The sequence below is a fragment of the Azospirillum formosense genome, from assembly GCF_013340925.1.
Taxonomy (GTDB): Bacteria; Pseudomonadota; Alphaproteobacteria; order Azospirillales; family Azospirillaceae; genus Azospirillum; species Azospirillum formosense.
Map to the genome: position 1 here is coordinate 1 of NZ_WHOR01000213.1, position 10,171 is coordinate 10,171.

Annotated in this window: 11 protein-coding genes and 2 pseudogenes; 5 read left to right on the forward strand and 8 right to left on the reverse strand. The window is 67.4% G+C overall.

Annotated features, from left to right (window positions below):
- The 4 genes and pseudogenes from GBZ26_RS21935 to GBZ26_RS31025 all read right to left on the reverse strand — a co-directional run.
- Positions 1 to 270 (reverse strand): TAT-variant-translocated molybdopterin oxidoreductase (locus GBZ26_RS21935; RefSeq protein WP_174440674.1); only part of this gene is annotated, 270 nt, incomplete at its 3' end.
- A gap of 9 nt (positions 271 to 279) precedes the next feature.
- Positions 280 to 936 (reverse strand): cytochrome c3 family protein, encoded by a 657-nt coding sequence (locus tag GBZ26_RS21940; protein WP_174440675.1) that lies wholly within the window; start codon positions 934 to 936, stop codon positions 280 to 282.
- A gap of 117 nt (positions 937 to 1,053) precedes the next feature.
- Positions 1,054 to 2,499, reverse strand: coding sequence for a permease (locus tag GBZ26_RS21945; RefSeq protein ID WP_425514944.1), 1,446 nt, complete (start codon positions 2,497 to 2,499; stop codon positions 1,054 to 1,056).
- A gap of 45 nt (positions 2,500 to 2,544) precedes the next feature.
- Positions 2,545 to 2,811: pseudogene (locus GBZ26_RS31025) on the reverse strand (thiamine pyrophosphate-binding protein); the annotation flags it as partial.
- A gap of 296 nt (positions 2,812 to 3,107) precedes the next feature.
- Here GBZ26_RS31025 and GBZ26_RS21950 point away from each other — a divergent pair.
- Complete coding sequence (locus tag GBZ26_RS21950) at positions 3,108 to 3,656, forward strand: enolase-like domain-containing protein (RefSeq protein WP_246653957.1); 549 nt, start codon at positions 3,108 to 3,110, stop codon at positions 3,654 to 3,656.
- 160 nt (positions 3,657 to 3,816) lie between these two features.
- Positions 3,817 to 3,951, forward strand: coding sequence for a hypothetical protein (locus GBZ26_RS30895; RefSeq protein ID WP_345772057.1), 135 nt, complete (start codon positions 3,817 to 3,819; stop codon positions 3,949 to 3,951).
- Here GBZ26_RS30895 and GBZ26_RS30395 read toward each other — a convergent pair.
- Together GBZ26_RS30395 and GBZ26_RS21955 are read right to left on the reverse strand one after the other, a co-directional pair.
- Positions 3,912 to 4,472 (reverse strand): annotated as a pseudogene (locus GBZ26_RS30395) (sodium:solute symporter family transporter); the annotation flags it as partial. The gene GBZ26_RS30895 and the pseudogene GBZ26_RS30395 sit on opposite strands and share 40 nt — an antisense overlap.
- Positions 4,473 to 4,478: 6 nt before the next feature.
- On the reverse strand, positions 4,479 to 4,877 hold the full coding sequence (locus tag GBZ26_RS21955; protein WP_174440676.1) for a RidA family protein: 399 nt from the start codon (positions 4,875 to 4,877) through the stop codon (positions 4,479 to 4,481).
- Between the two features lie 101 nt (positions 4,878 to 4,978).
- Here GBZ26_RS21955 and GBZ26_RS21960 point away from each other — a divergent pair, with 101 nt between their 5' ends.
- The 3 genes from GBZ26_RS21960 (at position 4,979) to GBZ26_RS21970 (ending at position 7,271) form a co-directional block, all read left to right on the forward strand.
- On the forward strand, positions 4,979 to 5,887 hold the full coding sequence (locus GBZ26_RS21960; RefSeq protein WP_174440677.1) for a LysR family transcriptional regulator: 909 nt from the start codon (positions 4,979 to 4,981) through the stop codon (positions 5,885 to 5,887).
- A 78-nt stretch (positions 5,888 to 5,965) separates the two neighbouring features.
- Complete coding sequence (locus GBZ26_RS21965) at positions 5,966 to 6,682, forward strand: YoaK family protein (protein WP_174440678.1); 717 nt, start codon at positions 5,966 to 5,968, stop codon at positions 6,680 to 6,682.
- Positions 6,683 to 6,734: 52 nt separating this feature from the next.
- Complete coding sequence (locus GBZ26_RS21970) at positions 6,735 to 7,271, forward strand: mismatch-specific DNA-glycosylase (RefSeq protein WP_174440679.1); 537 nt, start codon at positions 6,735 to 6,737, stop codon at positions 7,269 to 7,271.
- A gap of 40 nt (positions 7,272 to 7,311) precedes the next feature.
- Here the strand turns inward: GBZ26_RS21970 and GBZ26_RS21975 are convergent, their stop codons facing one another.
- Together GBZ26_RS21975 and GBZ26_RS21980 are read right to left on the reverse strand one after the other, a co-directional pair.
- Entirely contained in the window at positions 7,312 to 8,193 is an 882-nt protein-coding gene (locus GBZ26_RS21975; protein ID WP_174440680.1) for a ParB/RepB/Spo0J family partition protein, read from the reverse strand.
- A complete protein-coding gene (locus GBZ26_RS21980) occupies positions 8,183 to 9,202 on the reverse strand; it encodes a ParA family protein (protein ID WP_014197973.1) in 1,020 nt (339 codons plus the stop codon). Before GBZ26_RS21980 ends, GBZ26_RS21975 begins: the two co-directional genes overlap by 11 nt.
- Between the last annotated feature and the right edge of the window lie 969 nt (positions 9,203 to 10,171).

Genomic DNA, 10,171 nt, shown 5'->3' on the forward strand with positions numbered 1-10,171 from the left:
CGCCAGTTCCGGCTGCACGACGTAGGGCACCGCCTCCTCCTTGCCGCAGCCGGTCAGCCCGGCCAGCAGGATGGACGCCGCCATAGCGCGCAACACCTCCCGCCGGCCGGTCTCCGGCAGGGCCAAGCCGGGAAACTCCTCGGCGAGGTAGCGGCGGAACGGCGCGGACTCCATGGCCTGCTCCAGCGTCCGCCAAAAGCGCCGGCCGCCGCCGGTGCGCAAAGACGCGGCAATCCCGGCAAGGTCGGGCGGGAAGGGGCGTGCGCTCATGACCTCACCTCACCGGTGACAGACGTAGCAGTCGTCGAGGCGCTCGGGGTGGATGCCGAGCGCCGCCATGCGCTCCTCGCCGCGTTTGCGCTGGTCGGGGGGCGGCTGCCAGTCCATGTCGAACACCTCCGAGGGATCGCGCAGGTTGGGCGCCGGGTCGCGGTGGCACTCCAGGCACCAGCTCATCTGCAGGCTGCGCGCCTGATAGGTCAGCGGCATGCGGTGCACCGGCCCGTGGCAGGTCGAGCAGCCGACGCCGCGCGCCACATGGACGGAGTGGTTGAAGTAGACGAAGTCCGGCAGATCGTTGACCCGGTTCCAGCGGATGGCGGTTCCGTTGGCGAGGCTTTGGCGGACCGGCGCCAGCATCGGCGCGCCGGTCCAGATCTGCGAATGGCAGGTCATGCAGGTGTCGGTCGGCGGCAGACCGGCGCTGGCCGCGGTCTCGACGCTCGTGTGGCAGTAGCGGCAATCGAGGCCCAGGCCGGAGACATGGTGTTCGTGGCTGAACGGCACCGGCTGCTCCATGAAGAATCCCGTGGTGGTGAACCAGTCCGAGTTGACCAACCCGCCGATCACCAGGAAGACGGCAAAGACGCCGAGCACCGCCAGCATCAGGATCAGGCGCAGCCACGTATCGGCGGACGGGCGAAAGATTTGGGCCATGGTCGTGCCTTCGCTCCCCAGGACGCGGGCGCGCTGCTCTGGAAATCTGTCCGGCCAACGACGCGGAGCGGCGGTGGTTCCCTTGCCATTGGACGTACGCCGATGCGCCCGGCCCGCTCACGTCCGCCCGTGCGCGGCGCTCCCGGCCCGGGTCCCGCCACCGTCGTGCTGCCGCTCCCCGTGCCCGCCCGAGAAGTGCGTCCACAGCAGCCAGCCGGCCAGTGCCCCGAACGCCAAATTCAGGAAGAACGTGTGATCGATGGCGAACCGCACCATGTCGGTCAGCGACGGGCGCGCGGTCGGCGTCAGGCCGGTCAGGGCATAGAGGTAATGGACCGTGATGCCCGCCGCGACCATGCAAACGTACATCACCAGCGACAGATAGCCGGCATACCTCCAGCCATAGTACTTGGCGTGAATCCAGACGACCGTGGCCGCCACCAGATCGGCGCCGAGAAAGGCCATCACGCCGCCCAGCGACACCTGCTTCGACCACAGCATCGCCGCCAGCGGCACGTTGCCCATGGAGCCGATGAAGGTGAAGAAGGCGACGACCGGCGCCACCGCCGCGTTCTCCGCCACCGCCCAGAAGGACGGGTGCTGGGCGTTCCCGACGAACAGGAAATCCCAGACGCTCTGCGGGACGAAGACCGAGATGAAGCCGGCGATGGTGAAGCCGAACAGGATCTCCTTCCAGACCATCGCCCATTCCATGGTGAACGCATCGGCGTCGGGAAGCTGCTGCGACGCCTCGAACTTCGGATCGCCGGCCTGGGCGCGCATCTCCCAGGTCACCTGGTTGAGGTCGCGGTTGTTCAGCACCAGCACGACGAAGCGCGGGTCGGCCCACTGCTTCCAGTATTTGGACACGGTGATCAGGCCGTTCATGCCGTTCATCTGCATGGCGCCGTCGCCGACGATGGCCAGCACCGGGCGGTCGGGGTGGGCGAACTTGGCGGCGATGGCGTAGGGCATGCCCGGCCCCATGGTGGCAAGGCCGCCGCACAGGGTGGCTTTCATACCCCGGCGGATCTTCAGGTCACGGGCGTACCAGTTGGTGCCGGACCCGGTGTCGCAGGCGATCACCACGTCGTCCGGCAGCTTCGGCGACAGCTCCCAGAAGACGCGCTGCGGGTTGAGCGGGGTCGCGTCGTTCATGGCGCGCGCCTCCAGCACCCTCCACCATTCGGCCACCCCGGCCTCGATCGTCTGGCGCCAGGAGCGGTCCTGTTTGCGCTGGAGCAGCGGGATCAGGGCGCGCAACGTGCTGGCGCTGTCGCCGACGAGGTTCACCTCCATGGGATAGCGGATGCTGAGCATCTTGGGGTCGATGTCGATCTGCACGCCGCGCGCCTGCCCCTCCTTCGGCAGGAACTCCGAATAGGGGAAGCCGGAGCCGACCATCAGCAGCGTGTCGCACTCCGTCATCATCTCGTAGCTCGGCCGGGTGCCGAGCAGGCCGATGGAGCCGGTGACGAAGGGCAGATCGTCGGGCAGCGCCGCCTTGGCGATGCGCACCGCGCGGTCCACGAGGTGGCGGACCTGCGCGGGGGTGGAAGCCATGTGGACGAACTCGCCGGCCACGTCCTTGAACAGCGAGATGAGGTCCACCTCCTGCTGGTAGTGGCCTCCCAGAGCCGTCAGCGCCTGCTGGCCGACGATGGCGAGCACCGGCTGGTGGTCGAGCTTGGCGTCGTACAGGCCGTTCAGCAGATGGATCGCACCAGGGCCGGACGTGGCGAGGCATACCCCCAGCTCGTCGGTGTACTTGGCGTGCGCGGTCGCCATGAAGGCGGCCAGCTCCTCGTGCCGGACCTGGACGAAGTCGAAGCGGTCGCCCACCCGCGCGAGCGCGCCCACCAGGCCGTTGATGCCGTCGCCGGGATATCACGTTGGAGGCCATGGTCGTCCCCGTCGGTTCCTGTCTGCGCTGCTCCCTGCAACTGCGGGGGACGGATCCGGTTCGCCGGGGCGGACGAATTTTGTCTGGAACCAGACCCGGGGTGCGGAGTTGGCCCGACGGTCCAAGGGTGTTTGGTGCCCGTTGAGTTCGGTCCAAGTCACAGCCTCTGCCGCCGTGGGAGCCCGCAATGCGTCCGGACGCACCCATAAAACGAATCGACGTCGAGACGTTCACCATCCCGACCGACCAGCCCGAGGCCGATGGAACCATGGATTGGGACCACACGACTCTGGTCGTGGTCACCGCCGAAGCGGGCGGTCGGCAGGGAATCGGCTACGGCTACGCCGACGCTGCCACCGCGCGCCTGGTCGCCGACACACTGGCGACGCGCCTGCCGGGCCTCGACGCCTTCGACACGAACCGCGCCTGGATCGTGATGACGGAGGCGGTGCGCAACCTCGGCCGGCCGGGCATCGCGTCCATGGCCGTTTCCGCACTGGACGTGGCGCTGTGGGACCTCAAGGGCAAGCTGCTGGACCGTTCCGTGGCCGACCTGCTGGGCCGTGCGCGCGACGGCACGCCGGCCTACGGCAGCGGCGGCTTCACCTCCTGTTCGGACGGGACGCTGGCCGAGCAGCTTGCCGGCTGGGCGCGCGACGGACTGCCGGCGGTCAAGATGAAGATCGGCCGCGACGCGGCGCGCGACATCGGGCGGGTGGCACGGGCCCGGCTCCGCCACCGCGAGCCCCAGGAGGTCGGCGGGACCGTCGAACAGGCCCCAGGTGACGTAGATGCCGATGCCGACGAAGGCGGCTAGCTTCATCACCGCCTCGACGGCGATGGCCATGACCATGCCGCGGTTGTGCGCGGTCGCCTCGACGTGGCGGGTTCCGAACAGGACGGCGAACACGGTGAATACCACCGTCGCCATAAGGGCGGTATCGCGCCAGAGCGGGGCCTCCGGCGGGGGCGCCAGCATGACGACCTCGGGATACCGGAGGAGCACCGTGAAGCTGGTCGAGACGGCCTTGAGCTGGAGCGCCATGTGGGGCAGGGTGCCGAGCAGCGCGATGAGCGTGACGGCGGTGGCCACCGGCTGGCTCTTGCCGTAACGGGCCGCCAGGAAGTCCGCGATGGAGGTGATGTTCTGGGCTTTGGCGACGCGGACGACCTTGTGCAGCAGCGGCCAGCCCAGCGCGAAGAGCAGAATCGGACCGACATAGAGGGGCAGGAAGCCGTAGCCGCTGGACGCGGCCATGCCGACGCTGCCGAAAAAGGTCCAGGTGGAGCAATAGACGGCGAGCGACAGCGAATAGAGGATGGGGCTCGCACGCCGGCCATAGTGCCGGGCCAGACGGTCGCCCGCTCGTCTGTCGCCCCATGACGCGATGGCGAACAGGATCCCGATGTACGCCAGCGAGAAGGCGAGAACCGCTCCGCCCATGGTCATGCCCTGAGTATCCGGGGATCGGCGTCGTAGGCCTTGAACACACGGTGGAGATGGTTGGGGGTGACATCGAGTTCGCCGGCGGCGGCCGCCATCGCTTGCGCCCGAGCGCCATAGGGGGGAAGGTTCTGCATCAAGCCACGAACGCCAGGTTCGCGCTTGCGGGCAGAGGACGCGGCCACCCATGTCGGCTCAGGCGGTCTGTGGAACCCGCACGATCACCTTGATCTCGAAGTCGAAACCGGCGAGCCACGTCACGCCGACCGCGGTCCAGTTGGGATAGGGCTTCTGCGGAAACATCCGGTCCTTTACGGACAGCACAGTCTCGAACTGGGCTTCCGGATCGGTGTGGAAGGTCGTCACGTCCACGATGTCGTCGAAGGTGGCGCCGGCCGCCTTCAAAACCTCGCGCAGATTGTCGAAAGCAAGCTGAACCTGCTTTGCGAAGTCGGGCTCGGGCGAACCGTCCTCGCGACCGCCGACCTGCCCCGAGACGAAGAGCAGATCGCCGGATCGGATGGCGGCGGAGTAGCGGTGGATCTCATAGAGCGCCGACCGGCCGGCCGGAAAAATGACGTCGCGCTTGGACATGGATGTCTCCCGTTCAAATGGAACTGGAGAAGGAGATAGCAGTCCAGGCATTGAGCGATTAGACGTTGAAATCGGCACTGGCTGATGCAAAATCTCCATCAATGACACGCCCCTCCCTGAACGATCTCGGCGCCTTCGTGGCGGTTGCCACCCACCGCAGCTTTCGCCGCGCGGCGGATGAACTCGGAACGGCGCCGTCCACGCTGAGCCATGCGATGCGGGGCCTTGAGGAGCGGCTCGGCGTGCGCCTCCTCAACCGCACGACCCGCAGCGTCGCGCCGACCGAAGCGGGGCTTGAACTGCTCGGCCGTCTGACGGTTGCCCTGGCATCCCTCGATGAAGCGCTCGACGCCGCATCGGCTTTTCGGGGCAACGTCGCCGGCCGGGTCCGGATCAACGCGCCACGCGTCGCCGCGGCGGCTCTCGTCCGCAGCGTCCTTCCCCGCATGGTGGAGCGGTTTCCCGACGTGACGGTGGACATCGTCGTCGAGGGACGGCTGATCGACATCGTGTCCGGCGGCTTCGATGCCGGCGTCCGCCTGATCGAGTCCATCCCAAAGGACATGATCGCGGTGCCCTTCCCGGCCCCGATTGGCTTCGTCTGCGTCGCGTCCCCCGCCTATCTCGGCCGCGCCGGGGAGCCGACGACGCCGGACGATCTCCAGCGTCATCGCTGCATCGGCCACCGCCTTCCGGGCGGCCGGCTGTACCGGTGGGAGTTCGAGCGGGCCGGGCAGGAGTTGACGGTCGACACCAACGGACCGCTGGTGCTCGACGATGAAGAGCTGATGGTGGACGCCGCGGCGCGGGGCCTGGGGATTGCCTATGTGGTGAGCTGGGCCGCCGAAGCCGCCCTAGCGGACGGGCGGTTGCGGACCGTGCTGCCCGCCTGGATGCACAAGCCGGAGCGGGCGGCGGTGTATTATCCCGGGCACCGCGCCGTGCCGCCGGCCCTGCGGGCGTTCCTCGATGTCGTCAAGACCATGCCGACCGCTCTGGAAACGCATTGATGATCCTCCAAACCAGCGGGTCCCCGACGCTTGCGGTCGCCACTATGATGGCGCCCCATTTGGTTCAGGGAGTTGGGCATGCTGGTCCGGCAGGGTGAGCATCGCGGCGTGTCGGCGGACCGCAGTCTGGCTTGGTCGCTGGCGGGAATCGCCGGCGCCGTCAACGCCGCCGGCTTCTATGCCGCCGGCCTCTATTCCTCGCACATGACCGGCACCGTCTCGACCATGGCCGATCATCTGGCTTTGGGCGAGATGGGCGCCTTCGGCATGGCGCTGGCGATCGTGGCGACCTTCATCGCCGGGGCGATGGTGTCCGCAATGCTCATCAACGCCGGGCAGCGCCGCGGCCTGTCGGCGATCTACGCCTACAGCGTCTGCCTCGAAGCCCTGCTGCTCGCCGGGCTCGGCGCCGCCGACGTCTGGCTGCACGAACTGCGCGGCGCCGCGCTGGTCATGGGCTTGAGCTTCCTGATGGGGTTGCAGAACGCCATCGTCACGCGCATCTCCAACGCCCGCGTCCGCACCACCCACGTCACCGGGATGATCACCGACATCGGGATCGAACTGGGCAACCTGATCGACGACCTCTACCACCGCAACGGCCGGGATCGCATCCGGGTGACGCTCGACAAGCTGAAGACCCATCTGCCGACCGTCGGGTCCTTTTTCCTGGGCGGCGTGCTGGGGGTTCTCGGCTACAGCGCCTGGGGGGCCATGCTGTTCGTGACGCTGGCGGCCATCCTCGCCGGCGTCGCCGCCCCGGTGATCCTCGCCGAATGGCGGACGGCGGAGTAGAAGCGTTTCAAATTCAGCGTTGCCGGACGCCGCTTTCGAGTGTTGACGCACCATGACCGATTCCGAAGGCCCGATCCCCGACATCATCGCCCCTGGATTGGATGCTTTGTTCGTCGGATTCAATCCGGGAACGCGCTCCGGCTTGCTCGGCCACAATTACGCGGGGAGGGGCAACCAGTTCTGGAAATTGCTGGCGGAGGCCGGCCTGACACCGCGCCTGCTGGCCCCGGAGGAGGACCGGCTGTTGCCGGAGTTCGGGCTGGGCTCCACCAATCTTGTGGCGCGGGCGACGCCAAGCGCCGCCGATCTCAGCCGGGCGGAGCTGCGCGGCGGCGTGCCGCGGCTGCGCGCCCTGGTCGCGGACGTCCGGCCGCGGGTGATCGCCTACACGGGGAAGGGGGTCTATCTCGCCGCCGCGGATCGCGTCCGGGCGGACTGGGGCGTGCAGCCGGACAGCCTGTTCGATGGTCCGGTGGACGTCGTGCTGCCCTCGCCCAGCGGGCTCGCCCGGCTGCCCTTCGCGGAAAAGCTGCGCTGGTTTTGCGAGGTCAAGCGGGTCATCGACGCTGAAGTTGACACCCGCCGCTGACGTCAGCGGGTGTCCGTTACAAATTCAGCGTTGCCGACGGTCAGGCCAGCAACTCGTCGAGAAGGGCGTGGAGGCGGCGCAACTCCTGCCATTGCGCCTCGCTCAACTCCTTGCGGTGCGCCCGCAGCTCCCCCGCGTCGACGGCGGAGAAGTCCTTGGCGATGCGCTGGACGGCGGAGACGAAGCGCACCGCCGGGGCCGGCTGAACCCGCGCCGCCGCTGGGGAATCCGGCTCGCCGCCACCCATCTGGGCGCGCTTGGCCTCGCGCAGCGCCTTGACGGTGCCGCCGTCCTTGATCGTGTCCCACAGCTTCCTCTGGAGGACCGGATCGTCTACCGCGGCGATCTCCGTCAGAATGCTTTTCGGGACGGAACGGTGGCGCGTTTCAAATTCAGCGACGATATCCGCTGGCAGACGCAGCAGCGACAGGGTGCGCGTCACCTCCGCCTGGCTGCGTCCGATCACCTGCCCCAGCGCCTCGTGCGTGTAGTCGTGCCGCTCGATCAGCCGGGCGAAGGCGCGGGCCAGCTCCATGGCGTCGAGGTCGACGCGCTGGATGTTCTCGATCAGCGCCAGTTCGTCGGGATCGCCGTCGGTGACGATGGCGAAGATGGTTTGGCGCCCGGCCAGCCCGCAGGCGCGCAGGCGCCGCTCACCCGCGATCAGCCGGTAGTCGCCGTCGCCGAGATCCTGCACGAGAACCGGCTGCTTCAGCCCGTGGCGGGCGATGGAGTTGGCCAGCTCCTGCAGCGACTGGTCGTCGAAATGCCGGCGCGGCTGGTCGGGATTGGGGTGCACCCGGTCGAGATCGACCTCGATCAGCCGCGGGAAGTCGGCGGAGAGCCCGAACAGCGCGTCCCCGCCGCGCTGCGCCGCCTTGTCGAAAATGCGGGTGCTGGTCCGTTCGAGTTTACGAGACATGGGCGTCTTCCGCAGTCTGGAGGTGGGCGGCCAGTTCGCGCGCCAGTTCGCCGTAGGCCTGGACGCTGTTGGAATTCGGATCGGCCTCGATGGCCGGACGGCCGGCGCCCGACGCCTGGGCGAACAGGGTGGCGCGCGGCACCGCGTTCAGGACGCGGGTGCGTCCCTCGTAATGCTCCTGAATCTCGCGCAGGCTGGCCTGATCTTGCGTCAAGCGCGACGAGAACATGGTCGGCAGGATGCCGAAGATGTTCAGCGACGGGTTCGAGCGGCGGCGGATCTTGGCGATGGTTTCCAGCAGCAGCGGCACGCCGAGCCCGGCGAACACCTCCGTCTGCACGGGAATCAGCACGAGGTCGCTGGCCGCCAGCGCGTTGATGGTGAGAAGGCCGAGGTTGGGCGGGCAGTCGATCACGATGACGTCGTAACGGTTCCGCACCTCCGCCAGCTTCTCCTTGAGGACCAGGGAGTTGTCCGGCTCCGCCACCAGTTCGGTCTCCGCCGCGGCCAGCCCGATGCTGGAGGGGGCGAGCATGACGGCGCCGCCGCACACCGGTTGGAGGATGCTGTCGAAGGACGCCCCGCCGCGCACCACATTATAGATGCCCTTGCGCTGGGTTTCGATCTCACCGGGGTCGAGCCCCATGTGGACGGTGGCGTTGCCCTGGGGATCGCTGTCGAGAAGCATCACCTTCAGGCCCAGCGTGGACAGCGCGTAGGACAGATTGACCGCGGTCGTCGTCTTGCCGACGCCGCCCTTCTGATTCGCCACGGCCACCACGGCGCGCTGCATCTTCGGCACCCCGGCGTTCTGCGGCACGGCGGCCATGCCGCCCTGACCGGCCAGAAAACCGGCGACCTGCTGGGGGATGCGCTCCGCCCCGCTCTCCCACCGGCTGATCCGCGAGCGGTCATAGCGGCGGTTCAGTGCGCCGTTGAGCCATGTCGCGAAGCTCAACTGATCCTCGGCACGCCGTTCGCGGATGGCGCGCAGTTCTTCCCCGTTCATCGGGCCTCCGGCTTTCCCTGTGTGAGGTCCTTTCTTGCAAAATGTGACGCAACTGGTCAAGCCGGAGCGCACCGAATTGCGTCAAATGGCGGCGTGAGGGCCTGCCATGCGACGTCGTATGGGACTATGGTCATAGAAAAGCGGGCCTTCCGTCGACCGTAGCAAGCGGTGAAAAACCATTTCGGAGGCGAATCGACCGCGACCCCGTCAAGCCCCTTTTCCAAAGCGTTACCAATTCAGCGTTGGCTGCTGGAAGCGATTTCGATTCGCGCCTTGAATCGCTTGGATTCTGTTGTTTCAAATTCAGCGTTGGTGCTCGATTCGCGGGTTCGGGTGGGTGTTGCGAGATCTGCGCGAGACTCGTCGAGTCGGCTAAGCCCTGGAAAGCCTTGGGTTTCCGAGTCGAATGTTACCAATTCAGCGTTGGACGCGAGTCGCCTTTGTTTCAAATTCAGCGTCGGGTTCGGTTGACAGTTGACGGTCCTGGCCTGGAACCCCCGACCATGGCCGATGCTCGCTGTGGTGGAGGATGAGGGTCCGGATCACCCTCGAATGCCCGGTTGGCGATTCTCGGAGCCCACCGACGTTGCGTTTTCAGCGAAGGGGGTCGCGCCAGCACCCGCGCAACCGGTCTAACCGGAGAATCCTATAGGGACTCATATAGGACATGGTTGCGAGTTCAGCGTGGATAACCGCCTTTCGTGACTCGTCTTCAGCGTGGATGAGCGAGTCCCCGTTGCGACTTCGGCGTTCCCGCCGTTGCGGAGTCAGCGAGCCGATCCGGCCGGTTTCGCCCGTCGCGATTCCAACTCAGCGTGGACAAGCCGCTCCGGCTGTGGACAAGCGGCCTTCCGGCGTTGGTTGCTCCGTTGGCGACGCTGATTTTGAAACACCGGGATTTTGAAACGCCGGCTCGAACGTCGGCTCGGCGGTTGCCGGCAGGGGGGCGGGGGCGGCGGGGATCACGAA

Coding starts and splice junctions, on each gene's coding strand:
- GBZ26_RS21940 (WP_174440675.1), bottom strand. CDS start 936: ATGGCCCAAATCTTTCGCCCGTCCGCCGATACGTGGCTGCGCCTGATC.
- GBZ26_RS21945 (WP_425514944.1), bottom strand. CDS start 2,499: ATGGCTTCCACCCCCGCGCAGGTCCGCCACCTCGTGGACCGCGCGGTG.
- GBZ26_RS21950 (WP_246653957.1), top strand. CDS start 3,108: ATGGATTGGGACCACACGACTCTGGTCGTGGTCACCGCCGAAGCGGGC.
- GBZ26_RS30895 (WP_345772057.1), top strand. CDS start 3,817: ATGACGACCTCGGGATACCGGAGGAGCACCGTGAAGCTGGTCGAGACG.
- GBZ26_RS21955 (WP_174440676.1), bottom strand. CDS start 4,877: ATGTCCAAGCGCGACGTCATTTTTCCGGCCGGCCGGTCGGCGCTCTAT.
- GBZ26_RS21960 (WP_174440677.1), top strand. CDS start 4,979: ATGACACGCCCCTCCCTGAACGATCTCGGCGCCTTCGTGGCGGTTGCC.
- GBZ26_RS21965 (WP_174440678.1), top strand. CDS start 5,966: ATGCTGGTCCGGCAGGGTGAGCATCGCGGCGTGTCGGCGGACCGCAGT.
- GBZ26_RS21970 (WP_174440679.1), top strand. CDS start 6,735: ATGACCGATTCCGAAGGCCCGATCCCCGACATCATCGCCCCTGGATTG.
- GBZ26_RS21975 (WP_174440680.1), bottom strand. CDS start 8,193: ATGTCTCGTAAACTCGAACGGACCAGCACCCGCATTTTCGACAAGGCG.
- GBZ26_RS21980 (WP_014197973.1), bottom strand. CDS start 9,202: ATGAACGGGGAAGAACTGCGCGCCATCCGCGAACGGCGTGCCGAGGAT.